Source organism: Methylocaldum marinum (assembly GCF_003584645.1).
GTDB classification, from domain to species: Bacteria; Pseudomonadota; Gammaproteobacteria; order Methylococcales; family Methylococcaceae; genus Methylocaldum; species Methylocaldum marinum.
Map to the genome: position 1 here is coordinate 3,806,305 of NZ_AP017928.1, position 18,985 is coordinate 3,825,289.

General features: G+C 60.5%; 19 protein-coding genes. 10 read left to right on the top strand and 9 right to left on the bottom strand.

What is annotated here, in order from left to right; all coding sequences use genetic code 11:
* The first annotated feature begins 164 nt into the window (after window positions 1-164).
* Window positions 165-737: a 1,6-anhydro-N-acetylmuramyl-L-alanine amidase AmpD gene (gene ampD / locus sS8_RS16845; protein WP_119630663.1), complete on the top strand. Its 573-nt coding sequence runs from the start codon at window positions 165-167 to the stop codon at window positions 735-737.
* Window positions 738-904: 167 nt separating this feature from the next.
* Here the strand turns inward: ampD and amaB are convergent, their stop codons facing one another.
* Window positions 905-2,470: an L-piperidine-6-carboxylate dehydrogenase gene (gene amaB / locus sS8_RS16850; RefSeq protein ID WP_119630665.1), complete on the bottom strand. Its 1,566-nt coding sequence runs from the start codon at window positions 2,468-2,470 to the stop codon at window positions 905-907.
* A gap of 252 nt (window positions 2,471-2,722) precedes the next feature.
* Between amaB and sS8_RS16855 the strand changes: the two genes are divergently transcribed.
* Together sS8_RS16855 and sS8_RS16860 are read left to right on the top strand one after the other, a co-directional pair.
* Entirely contained in the window at window positions 2,723-3,898 is a 1,176-nt protein-coding gene (locus sS8_RS16855) for a hypothetical protein (protein WP_119630666.1), read from the top strand.
* An 82-nt stretch (window positions 3,899-3,980) separates the two neighbouring features.
* Window positions 3,981-5,069: a saccharopine dehydrogenase C-terminal domain-containing protein gene (locus sS8_RS16860; protein ID WP_119630668.1), complete on the top strand. Its 1,089-nt coding sequence runs from the start codon at window positions 3,981-3,983 to the stop codon at window positions 5,067-5,069.
* 178 nt (window positions 5,070-5,247) lie between these two features.
* Here sS8_RS16860 and sS8_RS16865 read toward each other — a convergent pair whose 3' ends face one another.
* Window positions 5,248-6,177, bottom strand: a complete 930-nt coding sequence (locus sS8_RS16865) for a dihydrodipicolinate synthase family protein (protein ID WP_119632856.1) — start codon at window positions 6,175-6,177, stop codon at window positions 5,248-5,250.
* 407 nt (window positions 6,178-6,584) lie between these two features.
* Between sS8_RS16865 and sS8_RS16870 the strand changes: the two genes are divergently transcribed.
* Window positions 6,585-7,550 (top strand): IS110 family RNA-guided transposase, encoded by a 966-nt coding sequence (locus sS8_RS16870; protein WP_119632608.1) that lies wholly within the window; start codon window positions 6,585-6,587, stop codon window positions 7,548-7,550.
* Window positions 7,551-7,760: 210 nt separating this feature from the next.
* Here the strand turns inward: sS8_RS16870 and sS8_RS16875 are convergent, their stop codons facing one another.
* On the bottom strand, window positions 7,761-9,671 hold the full coding sequence (locus tag sS8_RS16875; protein WP_170161129.1) for a S8 family peptidase: 1,911 nt from the start codon (window positions 9,669-9,671) through the stop codon (window positions 7,761-7,763).
* 110 nt (window positions 9,672-9,781) lie between these two features.
* Window positions 9,782-10,909, bottom strand: a complete 1,128-nt coding sequence (locus sS8_RS16880; protein ID WP_119630672.1) for a YncE family protein — start codon at window positions 10,907-10,909, stop codon at window positions 9,782-9,784.
* Between the two features lie 496 nt (window positions 10,910-11,405).
* Between sS8_RS16880 and sS8_RS28215 the strand changes: the two genes are divergently transcribed.
* Both sS8_RS28215 and sS8_RS16890 read left to right on the top strand, forming a co-directional pair.
* The gene (locus sS8_RS28215) at window positions 11,406-11,564 is read left to right on the top strand and encodes a hypothetical protein (RefSeq protein WP_170161130.1); all 159 of its coding nucleotides are present in this window, start codon (window positions 11,406-11,408) and stop codon (window positions 11,562-11,564) included.
* Between the two features lie 366 nt (window positions 11,565-11,930).
* The gene (locus sS8_RS16890) at window positions 11,931-12,596 is read left to right on the top strand and encodes a Crp/Fnr family transcriptional regulator (RefSeq protein ID WP_145986575.1); all 666 of its coding nucleotides are present in this window, start codon (window positions 11,931-11,933) and stop codon (window positions 12,594-12,596) included.
* Between the two features lie 324 nt (window positions 12,597-12,920).
* Here the strand turns inward: sS8_RS16890 and nhaD are convergent, their stop codons facing one another.
* On the bottom strand, window positions 12,921-14,345 hold the full coding sequence (gene nhaD, locus sS8_RS16895; RefSeq protein ID WP_197716547.1) for a sodium:proton antiporter NhaD: 1,425 nt from the start codon (window positions 14,343-14,345) through the stop codon (window positions 12,921-12,923).
* 448 nt (window positions 14,346-14,793) lie between these two features.
* Window positions 14,794-15,102, bottom strand: coding sequence for a hypothetical protein (locus sS8_RS16900; protein ID WP_145986576.1), 309 nt, complete (start codon window positions 15,100-15,102; stop codon window positions 14,794-14,796).
* Between sS8_RS16900 and sS8_RS16905 the strand changes: the two genes are divergently transcribed.
* Window positions 15,083-15,304: a hypothetical protein gene (locus sS8_RS16905; RefSeq protein WP_119630683.1), complete on the top strand. Its 222-nt coding sequence runs from the start codon at window positions 15,083-15,085 to the stop codon at window positions 15,302-15,304. The genes sS8_RS16900 and sS8_RS16905 overlap by 20 nt on opposite strands.
* Before the next feature lie 33 nt (window positions 15,305-15,337).
* Window positions 15,338-15,676 carry a cupin domain-containing protein gene (locus sS8_RS16910; RefSeq protein ID WP_232020342.1) on the top strand — a complete coding sequence of 113 codons (339 nt, stop codon included), beginning with the start codon at window positions 15,338-15,340 and terminating at the stop codon, window positions 15,674-15,676.
* Between the two features lie 348 nt (window positions 15,677-16,024).
* On the opposite strand, the gene sS8_RS16915 is transcribed toward sS8_RS16910, so the two are convergent.
* Window positions 16,025-16,990, bottom strand: a complete 966-nt coding sequence (locus sS8_RS16915; RefSeq protein WP_084161956.1) for an IS110 family RNA-guided transposase — start codon at window positions 16,988-16,990, stop codon at window positions 16,025-16,027.
* Between the two features lie 310 nt (window positions 16,991-17,300).
* Between sS8_RS16915 and sS8_RS16920 the strand changes: the two genes are divergently transcribed.
* Both sS8_RS16920 and sS8_RS28220 read left to right on the top strand, forming a co-directional pair.
* A complete protein-coding gene (locus tag sS8_RS16920) occupies window positions 17,301-17,576 on the top strand; it encodes a cupin domain-containing protein (RefSeq protein ID WP_119630685.1) in 276 nt (91 codons plus the stop codon).
* An 89-nt stretch (window positions 17,577-17,665) separates the two neighbouring features.
* The gene (locus sS8_RS28220) at window positions 17,666-17,824 is read left to right on the top strand and encodes a DUF7230 family protein (protein ID WP_170161132.1); all 159 of its coding nucleotides are present in this window, start codon (window positions 17,666-17,668) and stop codon (window positions 17,822-17,824) included.
* A 99-nt stretch (window positions 17,825-17,923) separates the two neighbouring features.
* On the opposite strand, the gene sS8_RS16925 is transcribed toward sS8_RS28220, so the two are convergent.
* The gene (locus sS8_RS16925) at window positions 17,924-18,610 is read right to left on the bottom strand and encodes an HAD family hydrolase (RefSeq protein ID WP_119630687.1); all 687 of its coding nucleotides are present in this window, start codon (window positions 18,608-18,610) and stop codon (window positions 17,924-17,926) included.
* Window positions 18,607-18,885 (bottom strand): hypothetical protein, encoded by a 279-nt coding sequence (locus sS8_RS16930; protein ID WP_119630689.1) that lies wholly within the window; start codon window positions 18,883-18,885, stop codon window positions 18,607-18,609. The genes sS8_RS16925 and sS8_RS16930 overlap by 4 nt, the downstream gene beginning before the upstream one ends.
* Window positions 18,886-18,985 lie beyond the last annotated feature (100 nt).

Genomic DNA, 18,985 nt, shown 5'->3' on the forward strand with positions numbered 1-18,985 from the left:
CCCGAACTGTACTAAGGACTTTCTTTAAACTATGGATTTAATTTAAAGGCTAAGCGCATTTTGAATCGTGATCCTGGCCACAAAACTGAAAATGCGCAGATGATTTCGGCGATATATTCGGCAGGCGGGATGAATCCTCGGGAATTTACGACTCCGCTCGGAACATGAAGATAATCGATGATTGGCTGGTAAACGCACGGCGGCTGGAGAGTCGCAACTGCGACGACAGGCCCGATACCGAGGATATTTCCCTGGTGGTGATCCATGGCATCAGCCTGCCTCCGGGCGAGTTCGGCGGCGATTGGATCGACGCCTTGTTCACCAATAATCTGGAGCCGACCGCCCACCCCTATTTCGAACAGATCCGCAACCTGCGGGTATCCGCCCATGCGCTGGTCCGCCGCGACGGCGAGATCGTTCAATACGTGCCGTTCCAGCGGCGCGCCTGGCACGCCGGGAACTCGAATTTTCAGGGGCGGGAACGCTGCAACGATTTTTCGATCGGTATCGAACTGGAAGGAGTCGACGATGTTCCCTATGTCGACGTGCAGTACGAACGCTTGAGCGATTTGCTGGCCGTCTTGCTTAAGACTTACCCGGGATTATCTCCGGACCGGATCGTAGGCCATTGCGACATCGCCCCGGGGCGCAAGACCGATCCGGGGCCAAGCTTCGATTGGGCAAGGCTTTACCGTTTGTTGTCCGCCAAGGGGACCTGCCGGACCTCATACGGTTAAGGAAGTTCTGATCGAGTCTCCAATTCGGAGGAGCAACCAGCGCAAATGATTGATCTTACAGTCGAACGATGCGGTTCGTGCCTCACCGCATCCTACATGCCCGGCTCAATATTCGTAGGTCGGCAATCCTTTGCCGACGTGCCCCGTAACGTAGGTATCAAGACGCTCTACCCGTCCCGTCCGCCATTCGCTGCGAAAAACGCTATGCCCTGCGCCAGCGGCAGCGTCTCGCCCCAGTTGATGGTATTGGTCTGCCGTCGCATGTACATCTTCCAGGCGTCGGAACCCGCTTCCCGGCCGCCCCCCGTATCCTTCTCGCCGCCGAAGGCTCCGCCGATTTCCGCGCCGGAAGTGCCGGCATTGATGTTGGCGATGCCGCAGTCGCTGCCGGAAGCCGACAAGAACCGCTCCGCCGCCCTGAGATTCAGGGTGAACAGCGCCGAGGACAGTCCTTGCGCAGCATCGTTCTGCAGGGCGATCGCCTCTTCCAGGCGGCGGAACGTCATCACATAGAGGATGGGCGCGAAGGTTTCGCGCTGCACGATATCCCAGCGGTTGTCCGCCCGGATCAAGGTCGGCTCGACGAAGCAGCCGGGCCGATCGAGCACCCGTCCGCCGTAGAGTAGCTCGCCGCCCTGGCGGCGTGCCGCCTCGACGGCGCTGCGGTAGGACTCGACCGCCGCCGAATCGATGAGCGGCCCCATGAGGCTCGAGGGGTCCAGGGGATCGCCGACCCGCACCTCGCCGTAAGCCCGGATCAGGCGCTCGATCAGATTGTCGTAAAGACTCTCGTGGATGATCAGCCGCCGGATGCTGGTGCAACGCTGGCCGGCAGTGCCGACGGCACCGAACAGAATGGCGCGTAGCGCGAGATCCGGGTCGGCGGTTTCGTCGACGATGACGGCATTGTTTCCGGACAGTTCCAAAAGACTCCGCCCCAAACGCTCGGCGACTTTCACCGCCACCTGGCGGCCCACGGCGGTGGAACCGGTGAACGAGATCAGGGGCAGCCGCGGGTCGCGGACGAAACGGTCGAGCAGTTCCGGATTTTCCGGCAAAAAGGAGGAAAAAATGCCCGGATATCCCAGCTCGGCCACGACTCGATCGCACAGGTGCTGGACCGCGACGGCGCAGAGCGGCGTCTTCGGGGAAGGCTTCCACACGACCGTATCGCCGCACACCGCCGCGACGAACGCGTTCCACGACCACACCGCCACCGGGAAATTGAAGCCGGTGATGACGCCGACCGGCCCCAGGGGATGCCACTGCTCGTAAAGGCGGTGCCCGGGGCGTTCGGAAGGCATCGTATTGCCGTACAGCATGCGCGACAGCCCGACCGCATAGTCGGCCATGTCGATCATCTCCTGCACCTCGCCGTCCGCTTCCGCCTTGATCTTGCCCATTTCCAGGGCCACCAGGCTGCCCAGCGCATCCTTGTGTTCCCGCAGGGCGTCGCCGATGCGGCGAACCACCGCACCGCGCTCGGGCGCCGGGACAAGGCGCCATTCCTCGAAGGCTTTCCGAGCCTCATCCAGCACGGTTTCGTACTGAGCTTCCGAACCGAGCGTAACCTCCGCGATCGTCTCGCCGGTAGCGGGATTGCAGGATTTCAGCCGCGGTCCGTCGGGGGCTTTCAGCCACCCCCCATAGGCGGCATAGCTGCCGATGTTGAGGTCCAGGAGATGCAAAGTCTCGAACAGTCGAGACTTGAAGGCGTTGTCGTGAGTATGCATGGGCAACTCCCTGTGTGAGGCGCTAGTGCCTCGTTCCGGTTAGATTCGGGGCGGCGGGGAGAGGTTCGGATAGCCGAGACTCTCAACCTTCCGAGACTTGGGCTGTCTAACAGGTGTATTCTGACCCAAATCCGGCTTGCGCCACAGCCCTCCGGAGCAGAGTCGAGCCGGTGTGCAATGACGGTTGCCGAACGTGCCGCCGTATGTCATAAGGTCTTGCAGCTTTTCCCCGCAAAGGCAGAGAGGTCTTCCATGTCCAGTCCACACGATGACTTCGCCGGTAGCCTGGTGCGCGAGGTACTCGAAGGTCCCACGACCCTCCGCGCCCATCCCGAACAGCGCGCCAAACTCCTGGTGCCTCGTCCCGACGGTCAGATCGCCAGTATCGACCTGACCCCGTTCGAAGCGGAACCGCAACCGATGACCGCCGCCCATTATTTCCACGGGATCAAATCCGTCGATGGACTGTTGACGGCTTATGGCGAAGCCCGCCGGTCGAAACCGTTCGAAGAGGATCTGCCGGATGCCTGCGAGCACGTGGACCCGTACGCCCGGGATTTTCTCGACGGCCTGCTGGCCCGTGCCCGGCGTTTTCTGACCGATGCCGACGCGACGCTGATCGGTGACTGGGTCAGTCGGCTCGACGTTTACGTGGCGGTCAAGGCGGTGGAATCGCTGCTGTACAGCCGGGCCGACCTGACTTTACTGAAGATCGCGCGGCGCCTCGGCTGGACGGTGCATTTCGATCATCTGGCGATCCGCTGCGGTTCGTCCGCGCATGCCGACGCCGAACGGGTCGTGGAAAACCTGCGGCGCCATCACGGCTATGTGCCCTCGCAGGTCGAAGGCGAGGATTTCTATCAGTTCGATGACGGCTGGAACGCCTACGTGCTCTATAAAATCCTGGAAAACGGCCAGGTGCTGCGACTGTTCGTCGACCAGTCGGACGCGGATAATCCCACCCAGATCATCCAGCACTGGAATCACGTCTACGGCTACACCGCTCATCATCTGGCGATCCGGGCGACGCGGTTCGAGGAAGGCCGCCGCGTCGCGGTGGGCCTGCCGAAGCTGATGCATACCATGGAGGCGGAAGGCGTGGGCATCATGACCCCGACCGGCGATTACACCGATCGCCTGCTGCTGCAGGTATTCACCCGCCCCGAGCGGAATCGCGAGGTTCCGGAACGGATTCGGGAGAGCTTGAGAACCTACGGCGCCGAACTGGAAGCCGTGATCGAAAACGCCAAGCTCCTGGAGCTTTTGTCACGCCGTGAAATGAATCCGGAGCTGGCCACGAAATTTTTCGCGCTGTACGACATTCCTTACGAGCCGGAAAATCCCCTTCATTCCGCTCCGTTCTACAACTATTTCCTGCCGGAACAGGCGGCCCATGTCATTCGAACCTCGGTTCAAAGGGTGGCATAGCGGAAGAAGACATTGGCGGGGACTGATCGGTGGGAATGCGGTTTACACAGGGAATTGACCTCACTGCAAGGAGAAAAATCGTATGCGGCACGTGTTCGTCCTCGGTGCCGGCACCATCGGCTCCCTGATTGCCGGCCTGCTTTCCCGGTCCGGCGACTATACGGTTTATCTGATCGATCACGACGAAAGTGCCCTGAAGCGGGCCACCGAAGATATCGATCGGCAAAATCTGACGCCCCTGACCGTGGATGCCATTCAGGGAAGCGCGCTGCGCCATTGCCTGTCGGATCATCCCTGCCGGGCGGTCATCTCCGCACTGCCGTACTACTGCAATCCGCTGGTGGCGGAGTACGCCCGCGAGTCGGGTCTGCATTATTTCGATCTCACCGAGGACGTCAGCGTCACGCGCCACATCCAGAATCTCAGCCGGGGAGCGGAAACCGCCTTCGTTCCGCAATGCGGCCTGGCGCCCGGCTTCATCAACATCGTCGCCAACGAACTGATGGAACACTTCGAGGAGTTGGACACCGTAAAGCTGCGGGTCGGCGCATTGCCGGTGCACCCCAGCAACGTTCTGAAATACTCGCTCACCTGGTCCACCGACGGCTTGATCAACGAATACGGCAATTTCTGCTACGGGCTTGAAGACGGCCATGAAGTCGTCCTGATGCCGCTGGAAGGCTACGAAACCATCGAAATCGACGGGCTGCTGTACGAAGCCTTCAACACCTCGGGCGGCCTCGGCACCCTGGCCGATACCTACAGCGGCAAGGTCAGGACGCTGAACTACAAGACCCTGCGTTATCCCGGCCACTGCGAGAAGGTTCATTTTCTGATGCGCGATCTCAAGCTCAACAAGGATCGGGACACCCTGAAACGCATCCTCGAAAACGCGATCCCCAAGACCGTGCAGGACGTGGTGCTCATCTACGTCTCGGTCAGCGGCAAACAGCGCGGCGAACTGTACGAAGAGAACTATTTCAAGAAGATCTATCCGCAAACCCTCTACGGGAAGTTATGGTCGGCGATTCAGGTCACTACCGCCTCGGCGGTCTGCGCAGTCGTTGATCAAGTGCTGGACCGAACCGCACTCTACCAGGGCTTCGTGACGCAGGAGAGTTTCAGGCTGGAAGCGTTTCTGGAAAACCGGTTCGGGCAGTATTACCGCTAATGTGAATTTCCTGGATGCGAAGGCGTAGAAGCCGCGGCGTCGGGAAAGGATTCCCGACAAAGCGGCACGGTCGTAGGTCGGCAATCCCTTGCCGACGCAGCCCTGGACCGGGCCGTGTGACGTCGAAAAAAACGCCCGACCTGCTCGCGAGTTCCCGTAGGGCAGATCCAAAACCGCCCTAAACCTCGGCCCGGCGCCGGCCGGTTTCCGCCGCAATGCCGAATCCGGCACCCTGTAGTGCCGCGAACAGGCTTTCCCGCTCGGCCGGCGACAGCGGCCGTAGCGGCGGACGGGGCACCAGCCAGGCGGGGTCGCCCGTTTGTGCGGCCCGAATGGCCTTGAACGCGGGGACGAAGGGATAGCGTAGGACGATGTCCAGGAATGAACGGATGCGCGCCTCGTCATCCGGCTCGGGGTCGGGTTTGAGCAGTGCGGCGGCCAGGTCCGGAAAGAGATTCGCGATGCCGCAGATGGTTCCGGCCCCGCCCGCACGCATCAGCCTCGGCAGGTGCGGCTCGTGGCCGGCCAGGATCGAGAGCCGCGCCCCCTGTCGCAGCAGTTCCGCCGTATGTTCGAAATCGCCGCCGCTGTCCTTCACCCCGGCGATGATGCCGGGATACGCGGCCGACAACCGGGCGACCACCCGCGGCCGTATCGCCACGCCCGATGGCTGCGGAATGTGGTACAGGTAGACGCGCAGTCGCGCATCGCCCACCGCCTCGATCAAGTTCGCGTAGTAACGGAACACCGCCTCGTCGCTTAAGCCTTTCCAGAAGAAGGGCGGCAGGATCAAACAGCGCGGACAGCCGGATTGCAGCGCATGGCGCGTCAGCGCCACGGCATCGGTGATTGCGGTGGCGCCGGTGGCGGCCAGCAGGCGGTCCGGAGCGATGCCCGCGCGCAGCAGCGTCTCGAGCCCTGCGCAGCGCTCGGCGACCGAGAAGGAGGGTCCTTCGCCGGTGGTGCCGAAGGGTACGACACCGTCGACACCCTGCGCGAGCAGTCCCCGCGCATGCGCGGCGAGCCGGGCGTGATCGAGATCGCCGTCCGCGCCGAGCGGCGTGAGCATGGCGCACCACAATCCGCGGATGGGAACGGGTTCCGTCATGGTAAAAATCTCCTCCGAATACGTTTTGTGGTCCGGCACAGGTTTCCGGCTCGGCGGAAGCCGTTGGCACCGCCCACCGGGATGGATCGCCTCACACCGTCGTAGGTCGGCAATCCCTTGCCGACGCAGACGCTCGACCGGGCGGTGGCGTCGGGAAAGGATTCCCGACCTTGTATTATGAATTCCGTGTGGTTCGGAAGGGGTTGGAGAAGACTCCCGACCGGTCACCACCGGCCTGGAGGGCGCTCCAGGTTTGAGCGACTGGATGCCGTTCCCGCCCTTGGGACACCAAGCCCGTTGCGTAGATCGATGCAGCAGTCGCTCACCCTCATCGAGCGATCGAACAGTATCTTCGGCCCGGCTTGCCGGCAGCCCGCATTCACAAGGTAGATCATTTGAGGTTCATGATGCCCACGTTTTATCTCGGAATTGACGTCGCCAAAGCCAAACTGGACTGCGCGTTACGCCTCCCCAACGGGAAGTTCCGAACCAAAGTCATCGCCAACTCCCAAGACGGGTTCGCCACCCTCGTCACTTGGCTCACCGGCCCAGAGGCACGGAATGTTCACGTGTGTATGGAAGCCACTGGGGTGTATTGGGAAGACGTCGCCCAGTGCTTGGCTACCCAAGGGTTCACTGTCAGCGTCATCAACCCCGCCCAAATCAAAGCCTATGCCGCTTCCCGCTTAACCCGGACCAAAACCGATGCCGTCGATGCGCGCCTCATCACCGAATTTTGCGCCGAACGCCATCCGCCTCCCTGGCAGGCGAGAAGCGAAGCCGAAATCGCCTTGCGCGCGCTCGTGTTGCGTCTGGATGCGTTGCAAGCCCTGCGGACCCAGGAAAGTAACCGCCTGGAGGTCGCCCGGGACGCGGTGCGCACCAACATTCAAGAACACCTGAATTGGCTCGATCAGCAGATCAAGAGCCTGATCAAAACCATCAATGAGCACATCGACTCTAACCCCGATCTGAAGGGAAAGCGCGAATTACTCGAGAGCATCCCCGGTATCGGGGAACGCACCATCGCCATTCTGCTCGCCTTCTATGCCGAGCCCAGCCGCTTCGCCAATAGCCGACAAGCCGTCGCCTTCGCCGGGCTCGACCCGCGCCGGCAGGAGTCCGGAACGAGCGTGAAAACCAAGCCGCGGCTGTCCAAAGTCGGCCATGCCTTCTTGCGCAAAGCCCTCTACATGCCGGCTATGGTGATCCTGTATAAGACCGCTTGGGGCCAGCCCTTCAAGAACCGGCTCGCGCTCTCGGGCAAGCCCGCCAAGCTCATCATCGGTGCCATGATGCGCAAGCTCCTCCAGGTCGCTTTCGGCGTCCTCAAGTCCGGAAAACCCTTCGATCCAGCACTCCATGGCACTTGACCCGGATAACAGTATCTACGGGGTGCACGGTCGTAGGTCGGCAATCCCTTGCCGACGAAGGCGCTCGATCGGGGCTCAGCGTCGGGAAAGGATTCCCGACCTACAGGGTGCACGGTCGTAGGTCGGCAATCCCTTGCCGACGAAGGCGCTCGATCGGGCCGCGACGTCGGGAAAGGATTCCCGACCTACTGCCCGAAGGCCAGTGCCATATCACTTTCGAAACCCCGGACAACCGGCTCCGGGAGAATTCCGAATCGCGGCGTCGGCCCGGACGAGGCCGCATCCGCCGGCGAAATCGAATCCTACGTCAAAATCCGGGCTATGGGGATCATCCATGTCGATGGCCGTATGCGCCATGGCCGCGTAAATCTCCCGGGGCGACAGGGAGGGATCGGCTTCCCGCATCAAGGCCGCCACCGCCGCGGCGTGGGGAGCCGCCGCCGACGTGCCGACGAAATTGGGAAAGCCGTCGCCCTCGCTGTCCGTTCCCCCGAAAAAGCTCGTGTTGACGTCATTAGGCGCCACGATCAGCGGCTGGTAGCGGATTTCGGGGCTTGCATTACGGTTGCCGGCCGTATCGAACAAGATAGGCGTGCCGCCCACCGAGGAGAACTCATCCAACTCGGGTGGATTAACACCGAAAGCCGGGGTGGAGCGATAAGGGGCGGAGCCGACCGCCGCGGTTCCCGCCGCGTTGTGATGTCCGAAAATCGTGCTGCTCGCGGTGTCGAACTGATCGATCCCGCCGCCCCGGAGTACATACTTGATCAGTGCCGGGTTGGGGCCGCCGCAATTCGTGATCTGTACCTTGTAGACGGAAACGCCGGATTCCCGAGGATTTAAAAGGCTGACGATCTCTACCGAATCGGAGCCGATGTTGAGTTCCTTGCCGTCCGCCACGAGCGTTTCGGCTTCGTCGTACAGAAACACGTCTAGATCGTTGGGCGCTCCGGGCGCTCCGGGCTGGACCGAGGCGGACGGGGCGTCCCACTGAAACGACATCGTCAGCTCGCTGCCCGGGGGAACGTTGATGCGTTGAAAAACATTCACTTCGGGTCCCGGGTCGAAATCATGAAGCTCGCAGATGAACCCTCCGCCTTCGTCCTTGAACATCCCGCTCGGGCTGAAAGCGGCTTCGTAGGACGCGTTGCCGGAATTCCCCGCGGAGGAAAAATATGCGACGCCGTCGGCGACGACCCGGTCCACGGCCTGGGCGATTACGCCGTCCTGGAACATGGGCTCGCTATAGTAGGTCCAGTCGTCCACGATCACCTTGGCGCCGGCCCTGGCCAGTTCGAGGATACCCTGGGCAAAATTGGCCTGACCGCCTCCCGTGGTGTGAAAGGAAAGCCGGGCACCCGGTGCCACGTCATGGATGATCTGCATCATGGCGCGGCCTTCGTCGACCCCCGGGTCGGTCGGCGGAGGGCAGCGATCGTCGTCCTTCAGATCTTTCAATACGGTGATTCCGGACGGCAAGTTGCTGCTGGCGATGTCGTTTTCGGCACCGCCGAGGCAGTCGAAACTGTTCGACAGCACACCGATGGTGATGCCGCTGCCGTCCACGCCGAAGGTCGTGCGCGCCAGGTTCGAGCGCATGGCCACGTCGCCCTGGCCATCGACCGATCCCGAGTTGGTCTTGGCATAGGCCGGGGCGGCGAACTGCAGACGGGAAAGCGCATCGAGCCGCTCGATGGCCGCTATCGGGAGCCATCCGGAAACGACCCTCCCGTATACCGCAAGATTTTTGGCTCCAAGTTCTTCAAGTTCGCGCCGCAGGCCTTCCGGGTCGTCCGCTGCCACGGCATCGATGGCGACGTAACCGTTGCGAACCTGTATCAATGCGGAACGGGACTTGAACGTTTCCGGCTTTACCGGCGTGTTTCCGGCGCTTTCCCGGAACGACTCGTATTCGTCATGAAGCTTGACGAGGGCTTGGCTGACCTTGCGCGAACCCTTGGGGGCCCGCATCGAGTCGGCATCGCCCTTGCCGGTATCCGGCGGCGGCAGGTTTTCCGAAGGCGCCTTTTCCTTGGTGTCCGGCGGCGGGTCTGCCGGAAAAGCCTGAAAGGAAAACAATGAAAGGCAAACGAAAAGAGTTCCGGCCTTGTTCGTTTCCATGAGCGATCTCCATTTCGGCCGCCCGACCGTATCGTTTCCGGCGCAAAGGCGCAGCGGGCCGCAAGAAAAGCGGCCGATGCCGACCGGGCTTATGGGCGCAACCGGCATACCTATGGAACATCAGGGGATTCGTCTTCCGCAACGGTCTCGTCGGACGTCTCCGCGGCGCAGAAATCGGTTGCCACGGCCACCCCCGTCGGCTGAACGATGTGCGGATCGGAAATGGTCGTCAGCAGAGCCTTGGTGTCGGCATCGTAAACCCTTAAGCCGCCGGGCTGCGGGACGTACAGTTTGGGCTTGTTCGGATGCACCGCCATCTGATCCATGCCGTAGAATTCGGGGGCGTTGGAAATCGCGATCGAGTTGTCCGGCTCGGCGCCGAGAGTCGCCGTTTCGGCGTCATACGCGAAGACGTCGACGAAACCCAGGTCCACGGAAGATTCGCCGTTGCTCCGCAAGAAGACCCGTTCTCCGGACATGTCGATTGCGCCCGATATGCCGGAGGACGTGCCGGATAAGGCGCGCATGTCGATACGTTCCAGCCCGGGAACCGTGAATAATGTCAACTCGGCGGCTCCGCGGGAGACGACCAGGCCCGATTTGCTCCCGCGCGCGCAGAGGACGTTATTGGGTTCGGCGAATCCCAGCGACAGCGAGTCGCCCGTGTCCAGCAGGATACCGTCGTCGCCGAGGATGAACCGGCGCACCGTGGCATCGGCGGACGAGGTGACCAACACCGACCCGTCGCCGCAGACCTCCACGGAATTGGTATCGGTACCGACCGAACGGGTGCTGGTCTCGGTCTGTTTGGCGATGTCGACGACCGAAACCGGTTGCGTGAAGAGACCGTCCGACACCAGCAGGAATTTGCCGTCGCAACTGAGCGCGAGATCCTCGCCATTGTTCGCGATGGGAATCGGGTTCGTGCCCTGGGCGAGGCGGGGAGGCGATGCCGTCAGATCGATGACGACGACTTCGCTGTTGAAGTTCGTCACGAACCCACGGGTTTGATCCGGCGTTACCAGGACGTCTCCGATCGCCAGGCCGGCGGTGTTGATGTCCAGCGACCCCAGGACGGTATCGGTGTCGGCATCGAATACCGTCACCGAAGCGGTGCCGTTATCCGCAACCAGGCCGAGAGTCCTTGCCGATACCGGAAGCGCCTGCAAAGCCAGGGCGACGACGCTGCCGGCAAGAACCGCCCGCGTACCGCCCGTTTTTCTGTACTGAGTATCCATGCAACATCGTCCCTGTCTTGATCCGCGCTTTTCCCCGGCGCGCGGCGTTCCTGTTTCGATTAATGAGACTCCCGGCCCGGTCAGGAGTTGCACGGGAACCCCGGAGCCGCCCCCCGCCCTATCGCCGATAGCGGGCATTTGTCCGCAAACCGGGCCGGTCCGCGGCCGATTCCGGGGACGGACGGGCAATACCGCTCGATCGACGGACTCGGACCGGCAAAAAGGGGAATATTTCACTGAATTGAGTATTTCGAGCGGGTAACTTGAGTCCCGCGCCGTCAGGAGCACCGTAGGAACATCAGCCTGGCTTGATCCGAAGGAGCACTATGAAGCTTTCCATTCCGCGTCTTCCGAAAATTCCCGGCACGCCGGCCCGGAATAATCGAAGCAAACGAGAAGAACCATGACGCATACCGCTCAAAAAGGCCATGCCAGGTGTTCATCCAAATGTTGCCTTATCGGCATATCGGTGAGCATCACGATCTTCGCCTCGATCGTGGCGCTGGCGCTGTTCATTTTCATGCCGCAGGGCGGATTCGAAGCATCGGCGCGGATAAAAGGACGTTCGAACACGGGCAAGGTCGTGAACGCAACAGGCATCGATAACCCGGCAAAAGCCGACCTTTCGGAAACGCCGGAACCGGAAAAAGACTGAATTCCGGTAACGGGTGCGAGGGCAAGCGTCGCGAACGGCCCGAGCACGAGCCGGGTCGAAGGAGAGCCCGGGACCCGGGGCGTACCGGAATCCATGCGGAGTCCGGCGCCTCCGCGACGCCGCGTTCCGCCTGGACCAGGGACGGCAAACGCAAGCGAAGTTTCATCCGAACGCTTTCCGCTTCGGACACGCGATGACACCTCCATGACGGCTCTTGGGGACCGAACTTCAGCACCGGTCTTTTTTTTGAAGCCCGGGGACCGAATTTGAACTAGAATTAGCTTCCGTCGTCGTCGCCTTCTCTCTCGAGCCGCGAATACGACGGCAAAGATCGATAGTCTTCCTTTCCTTGAATTGAACACGGTTGTGTCGAACGAAACGCTTCAAGGGTTGAAAAAGGTCCCGTATTTTTCCGAAATAGCCGATGCCGCACTGGCGGAGTTGGCTTCCTGTGCCGCCATAAAGACCTATCCGAAAAATTCGGTCATCATTCGCGAAGGCGATGAGGGCGGAGCGCTGTTCATCATCCTTTCCGGGAAAGTGCAGGCTTATCTGAGCAGCGCGAACGGACGCATGGTGATACTTTCGACTCAGGGCTCCGGCTCTTTTTTCGGCGAGTTGTCCTTGCTGGACAACGAACCCCGTTCCGCGTCGATTACCGCCCTGGAACCCACGATATGCAGCCTGATTCCGCGAGCAGCGTTGAAGGCTTGGCTGAAAGATCATCCGGATTGCGCGTTCAGCATCATCCGCAGCCTGACGCAGCGGATTCGCAGTTTGACCGAAAATGTCCGTGGACTGGCGCTGTCGGACGTTTACGGGCGTTTGGTCAAAGTCCTTTTCGATATGGCCGTCGAGAACGAGAAGGAATGGATCATCCAGGAAAAACCGACCCATCAGGATCTGGCCAATATCATCGGCTGCTCGCGGGAAATGGTCAGCCGTATCATGAAGGACCTGGAACGCGGCGGTTATCTCTCGGTACTGCGAAAATCCGTGGTCATCCACCGCAAACTGCCCCCTTCGTGGTGAAGGAGTCGACGGTTCTTCGTCGACCGCTCCGCTGCAGTTGAGCGTTTTCATCCCGCTCGTACGGTAAAGCAGGCTAGCCGGAAGCCGTTGGCGGCTTCGGACGGGATGAATCGCCTCTAGTCCTCGTAGGTCGGCAATCCCTTGCCGACGCAGACGCTCGACCGGACCGCGGTGTCGGGAAAGGATTCCCGACCTACCGGGTGCTCGCGTTCCACACAACCGTTTGGAATGTACCTGGAGCCTCAGCTATCACTCGTCCCGGATTCCCGTGCATTTCCTGTCGACCGACACTGCCGCGCGCTCGGATGCAAGGCGCAACGGCGATCAGAACAGGTCCGCGTTGAGCCAGAAATGGGCGGCGATGCTGCCCGCGTAACCCAGTGCGATTACCGGCATCCATTTCAGATGACTCAGGAACGTATAGGCGCCCCGCGTTTGCCCCATGAGCGCGACGCCCGCCGCGGAACCCACCGACAGCAAACTGCCGCCGACCCCGGCGGTCAAAGTGACCAGTAGCCACTGCCCGGTAGAGATATCGGGGTTCATGGATAGAATTGCGAACATGACCGGAATGTTGTCCACGAAGGCCGAGGCAATGCCGACCAGGATATTCGCCGGGGTCGCGCCCAATTCGCCATAGAGAAATTGCGATGCGCGGCTCAGATAGCCCAGGAAATCGAGCCCGCCCACGCACAGCACCACGCCGTAGAAAAACAGCAGGGTGTCCCATTCGAGCTGCGCCAATTTCTGAAAGATATCGAACCTCTCTTCGCCGGGATGCGCTTCTTCTTCCTCTTCGCGTCTTTCCATGAGTTCGGTCGGCACCGAGGGTTCTCCGCGGTGGGTAATGTGCAGGAAATAGCCGAAGAACTGAATATAGGTGAGACCGGCCATCATGCCAACCGCGGCGGGCAAATGCAGAACGTTGGAGAACACCACGGCGGTGGCGATGGTCAGCAGAAACAAGGCGATGATCCGTTTCGCGCCACGCTTCATCTTGGTGACATCCTTGATTTCGGCCGGGCGCGCGACCGGTATCGCGAAATGCATGATCGCCGCGGGCAATACGAAATTGATGACCGAAGGAATGAACAGGACGAAGAAACCCCAGAAAGTAATCTTATGCTGTTGCCAGACCATCAGCGTCGTAATGTCGCCGAAAGGGCAGAATGCGCCGCCTGCGTTGACGGCGACTACGGTGTTGACGCAAGACAATGCGACGAAGCGCGGGTTGTCCTTGCCGACGGCCATGACCACGGCCGTCATCAACATCGCCGTGGTCATATTGTTGGAGATCGAGGAGATGAAAAACGCCAGGATCCCGGTGATCCAAAACAAAGAGCGATAGCCGAGACCCTTGCTGACCAGCCATGCCCTGACCGCCTCGAACACCTGCCGCTCCTCGAGCGCGTTGACGTAAGTGATCGACACGATCAGGAACAGGAGCAGTTCGCCGTAATCCAGCACCAAGGTCCGTACCGCGTCTTCTGCAAGCCGAGGCTCGCCGTGCTGGTTGTAGACGACGGCAATCGCGGCCCAGATGACCGCCGCGGCCAGCATCATGGGCTTTGATTTCTTGAGTTCGGTGACCTCTTCCAGGACGACGAAGATATAAGCCAGCACGAACGCCGCGATCGAGAGATAGCCGACCCAATGCCCGGTCAGATCCAAAGCCTGGACTTCCGCCGGACTGGCCGGAACTGCGAGCGGAAAGACCATCAGTAAAGACGCCAGTGGGACTTTGAGCATCAAACCCATTCGAGAACCTTTTCTTGCGGTGCCAAAAAACAGCTCCGCCGACTACAGGCAGCGGGCGGAGCAGGGATCGTTCAAGCGGAGAATGGTAGCATTTCCCGCTGTCGAGTCCGAGCACGCCATACATGCTCGCCCCCCAGGCCGTCCGGTTGCCGATCCGGGTTGAAAAAAGCGGCTATCGGCGGATCACAATACGGGTGTTTTCATCTCGCTCGTACCGCAGAGCAGGCTAGTCGGGAATCATTGGCGGCTTCGAGTCTTCGTAGGTCGGCAATCCCTTGCCGACGCAGACGCTCGACCGAGCCGCGCTGTCGGGAAAGGATTCCCGACGGGCTTCAATCGCGTTCTTCACAACGTTATGGCATGTACCCGGGCTTTTCGCCGCCACAAGGTTTTCGGCTGGTTCATGGCGCGCGATGGGACAAGCCCCGCACCTAGGCAATCAAAAAGAGGTTTCGAAAGGCTTTCGACCCTTTTTCATCATGACCCAGTGACGAAACAGCGAAGCGCTAATCACTCCGGCCAGAATCGACGTGACGTCCATTCCGATTCCCAGCCAGAAACCGTGGGTGTGGAACGACTCGCCCAGGAGCGAGCGGAGCACCACCTGCATCCAGAGCAGAAAGCCTCCGTAATAGATGACGACCCCGCCGATGGCCCACGCCAACGCGGGCAGATTCAACTGTTGGGCGGTCTGATAGAACCAGACCGCTATCGCCAGAATTACGACCATGGACAATGCCGCAATCATAGTGTTCTCCTCGTTTTTCCGGCACTTTATCAAACCGGAGTACGGGCGTGAAGAAACCGAAAACGTCGGTAGCGCCGGCCACTGTCGAAATTCTGAACAACTCGCCCGAGCCTTTACCGGCTGTGGCGCGGAGCGCATTGTTCGCCGTTTTTTCAGAACTTTATCCACAGATTTTGTGGAAAAAGGCGTTTCGTTAAAATAACCGGCCGGCACCGGCTACCGAGGACGTCCAGGCATGATCAGTTTGTCCGAAGCATCGATGAAGACTTTGCTGGCAGACTTGCCGGAAGATTTGCCCGAGAAAAAATTCGAAGTTCTGCTGGAAACGCCGAGCTTCCGGCTGGAACGTATTCTGTCGAAGGGGCATGCGACGCCGGAAGGGCAATGGTACGATCAGGAACGGAACGAATGGGTACTGCTGCTCCGGGGCGAGGCAAGGCTCGAAATCGAGGGGCGGGAAAGCGAGACGCATTTATTACCCGGCGACTCGCTTTTGCTTCCGGCGCATTGCCGCCATCGCGTAAACTGGACGCCCGACGATAGAATTACCGTGTGGCTGGCCTTGCACTATTAGGGCATTGCCATATCTGCTCTACGGAATCTCGCGAACGGGTTCGTCGGCAAGGGATTGCCGGCCTTGCACCCTATAGGTCGGGAATCCTTTCCCGACGTCGCGGCCCGACCGAGCGTCTGCGTCGGCAAGGGATTGCCGACCTACGACCGAGCACCCCGTAGGTCGGGAATCCTTTCCCGACGTACACGGTCCGGTCCAGCGTCTGCGTCGGCAAGGGATTGCCGACCTACAATCGTGCACCTCGTAGGTCGGAAATCCTTTCCCGACGTACACGGTCCGGTCCAGCGTCTGCGTCGGCAAGGGATTGCCGACCTACAATCGTGCACCCCGTAGATACTGTTATCCGGGTCAAGTGCCATGGAGTGCTGGATCGAAGGGTTTTCCGGACTTGAGGACGCCGAAAGCGACCTGGAGGAGCTTGCGCATCATGGCACCGATGATGAGCTTGGCGGGCTTGCCCGAGAGCGCGAGCCGGTTCTTGAAGGGCTGGCCCCAAGCGGTCTTATACAGGATCACCATAGCCGGCATGTAGAGGGCTTTGCGCAAGAAGGCATGGCCGACCTTGGACAGCCGCGGCTTGGTTTTCACGCTCGTTCCGGACTCCTGCCGGCGCGGGTCGAGCCCGGCGAAGGCGACGGCTTGTCGGCTATTGGCGAAGCGGCTGGGCTCGGCATAGAAGGCGAGCAGAATGGCGATGGTGCGTTCCCCGATACCGGGGATGCTCTCGAGTAATTCGCGCTTCCCCTTCAGATCGGGGTTAGAGTCGATGTGCTCATTGATGGTTTTGATCAGGCTCTTGATCTGCTGATCGAGCCAATTCAGGTGTTCTTGAATGTTGGTGCGCACCGCGTCCCGGGCGACCTCCAGGCGGTTACTTTCCTGGGTCCGCAGGGCTTGCAACGCATCCAGACGCAACACGAGCGCGCGCAAGGCGATTTCGGCTTCGCTTCTCGCCTGCCAGGGAGGCGGATGGCGTTCGGCGCAAAATTCGGCGATGAGGCGCGCATCGACGGCATCGGTTTTGGTCCGGGTTAAGCGGGAAGCGGCATAGGCTTTGATTTGGGCGGGGTTGATGACGCTGACAGTGAACCCTTGGGTAGCCAAGCACTGGGCGACGTCTTCCCAATACACCCCAGTGGCTTCCATGCACACGTGAACATTCCGTGCCTCTGGGCCGGTGAGCCAAGTGACGAGGGTGGCGAACCCGTCTTGGGAGTTGGCGATGACTTTGGTTCGGAACTTCCCGTTGGGGAGGCGTAACGCGCAGTCCAGTTTGGCTTTGGCGACATCAATTCCGAGATAAAACGTGGGCATCATGAACCTCAAATGATCTACCTTGTGAATGCGGGCTGCCGGCAAGCCGGGCCGAAGATACTGTTCGATCGCTCGATGAGGGTGAGCGACTGCTGCATCGATCTACGCAACGGGCTTGGTGTCCCAAGGGCGGGAACGGCATCCAGTCGCTCAAACCTGGAGCGCCCTCCAGGCCTGGGGTGACCGGTCGGGAGTCTTCTCCAACCCCTTCCGAACCACACGGAATTCATAATACAAGGTCGGGAATGCTTTCCCGACCTACGGCCCAGGCCAGCAACTACTTTCAACCCGCACCTATGGGAGAGGAGAGATGAACGATATCCGTATCGAAAAACAAATCGGCGAGGATCGGCTAAAAGCTTTGGGTGTACGGCAATGGCCGATATGGAGCAAGGAACCGTCGGAATTTCCGTGGACCTACGACGAAACCGAAACCTGCTATTTGTTGGAAGGACGGGTGATCGTGACGCCCAAAGGCGGCGAATCGGTGGAATTCGGCAAGGGTGATCTGGTAATCTTCCGGGCCGGATTGAAATGCACCTGGAAGATTCTGGAAACCGTGCGCAAGCACTATAACTTTTCGTGACCTATGGACTCCGGAACCGATCCGCTTCGGAGCGGTCTTAACGGCCAGCCGGTACTTCCGGCGCAAGCATTTTTAACGAGAGCAAGACCATGAGCAAGAAAACCAAACGACCTCGCATCCCCCAGACCAATCCCGTCGCCAAGTTTGCCGGGAAATTCAACCGCGCCGCCACGTTCCGCGACGGCCGCACCTATACCCGTAAACTCAAACACAAAGGCCAAGAGCCTTTTCCGATCCGCGCCGCCTGATCGGAAAAGGCTCTTGGCCAGCGAAGTGCTTACCCTTCCCGATTCAGCGTCATACCGGAACGGGGGGGTCGCGACAGAGACGGCAGAAGACTTTTTCTCTCACTCATTCCGGTCCAGCAACTCGGCCAGGTCCTGTAAGCTCGGAAAGCTCAGCGCCGCCGATGCCGCCATTCGAAGACGTATTTCTTCGTTCCCTTGAATCAGCACCGGAACCGTCCCGGCGGCGCATGCCGCTTTCAATCCGGTTTCCGAATCTTCCAGCACCAGGCATAAGTCCGGCGGAACCCGTAAACGCCTCGCCGCCTCGATGAATAGATCGGGCGCGGGTTTTCCCCGCTCCACCTGATCACGGGTCACGACCACCGGAAATGCCCGTTCGGTACCCGAGAGGCGCAGGCACTCCCCGGCATACAGGCCGTCGCTATTGGTCGCCAGCGCATAAGGAATAGCTCTGCGCTTCAGGATGGCGAGCAATGGGTCCAGGCCCGGCATCCGTCTTATGCCGTGCTCGTTCAGATAGCGCCGCCAGTGTCGTTCCGCCGATGCGTGAAACGATCGGCGGTCGAACCGGTCGCCCAAGGCGGTGCTCAGTGCCCGCTCCACATCGTCGGCGTGCCGCCCGAACAGGCTGCGACAGAATGCTTCGCTCAGATCGAAACCCAGGTCGGCCGCTGCCGAGCGCCAGGCGTGGCAATAGGTCGATTCGGTGTCCAGAGCCAGGCCGTCCATGTCGAAAATGACGGCCCGGCAATCCGGAACGCTCGAACCCGCGCGGCTAAAGCTCATCGGGCCTGCTTGAGCATGACCAGGTTGCGGAACAATACCGCGCCCAGAGCGCCGAGCAGGGCACCCGACACCTCCATCATGACGCCGGCGGTCGCGCTGTAATAGGTGAACGATCCGCCCAGCATGGGCTTGAGAATGGCGTAAGTCCAGATCGCCTTGATCCCGTAATAAACAATGAGAGCACCGACGATCCACTGCAGTACGTTGAGATTGAGCCGAACAGCGGTGCGATAAAACCACACGCAAATCACTACCGAGACCACGCCACCGATCATAGTTGTCTCCTCTGTCGTTAATCTTCAAGAACCTACGCAAAGCTGCCGCGAGAACTCCGTTTCCCGAAAGAAGAACGAGCCGAATGCGCAAGTCTTTTGT

Excerpts from the sequence above, each read along its gene's own strand:
- ampD (WP_119630663.1), top strand. The coding sequence starts at position 165 with ATGAAGATAATCGATGATTGGCTGGTAAACGCACGGCGGCTGGAGAGT.
- amaB (WP_119630665.1), bottom strand. The coding sequence starts at position 2,470 with ATGCATACTCACGACAACGCCTTCAAGTCTCGACTGTTCGAGACTTTG.
- sS8_RS16855 (WP_119630666.1), top strand. The coding sequence starts at position 2,723 with ATGTCCAGTCCACACGATGACTTCGCCGGTAGCCTGGTGCGCGAGGTA.
- sS8_RS16860 (WP_119630668.1), top strand. The coding sequence starts at position 3,981 with ATGCGGCACGTGTTCGTCCTCGGTGCCGGCACCATCGGCTCCCTGATT.
- sS8_RS16865 (WP_119632856.1), bottom strand. The coding sequence starts at position 6,177 with ATGACGGAACCCGTTCCCATCCGCGGATTGTGGTGCGCCATGCTCACG.
- sS8_RS16870 (WP_119632608.1), top strand. The coding sequence starts at position 6,585 with ATGCCCACGTTTTATCTCGGAATTGACGTCGCCAAAGCCAAACTGGAC.
- sS8_RS16875 (WP_170161129.1), bottom strand. The coding sequence starts at position 9,671 with ATGGAAACGAACAAGGCCGGAACTCTTTTCGTTTGCCTTTCATTGTTT.
- sS8_RS16880 (WP_119630672.1), bottom strand. The coding sequence starts at position 10,909 with ATGGATACTCAGTACAGAAAAACGGGCGGTACGCGGGCGGTTCTTGCC.
- nhaD (WP_197716547.1), bottom strand. The coding sequence starts at position 14,345 with ATGCTCAAAGTCCCACTGGCGTCTTTACTGATGGTCTTTCCGCTCGCA.
- sS8_RS16905 (WP_119630683.1), top strand. The coding sequence starts at position 15,083 with ATGGACAATGCCGCAATCATAGTGTTCTCCTCGTTTTTCCGGCACTTT.
- sS8_RS16900 (WP_145986576.1), bottom strand. The coding sequence starts at position 15,102 with ATGATTGCGGCATTGTCCATGGTCGTAATTCTGGCGATAGCGGTCTGG.
- sS8_RS16910 (WP_232020342.1), top strand. The coding sequence starts at position 15,338 with ATGATCAGTTTGTCCGAAGCATCGATGAAGACTTTGCTGGCAGACTTG.
- sS8_RS16915 (WP_084161956.1), bottom strand. The coding sequence starts at position 16,990 with ATGCCCACGTTTTATCTCGGAATTGATGTCGCCAAAGCCAAACTGGAC.
- sS8_RS16920 (WP_119630685.1), top strand. The coding sequence starts at position 17,301 with ATGAACGATATCCGTATCGAAAAACAAATCGGCGAGGATCGGCTAAAA.
- sS8_RS28220 (WP_170161132.1), top strand. The coding sequence starts at position 17,666 with ATGAGCAAGAAAACCAAACGACCTCGCATCCCCCAGACCAATCCCGTC.
- sS8_RS16925 (WP_119630687.1), bottom strand. The coding sequence starts at position 18,610 with ATGAGCTTTAGCCGCGCGGGTTCGAGCGTTCCGGATTGCCGGGCCGTC.
- sS8_RS16930 (WP_119630689.1), bottom strand. The coding sequence starts at position 18,885 with ATGATCGGTGGCGTGGTCTCGGTAGTGATTTGCGTGTGGTTTTATCGC.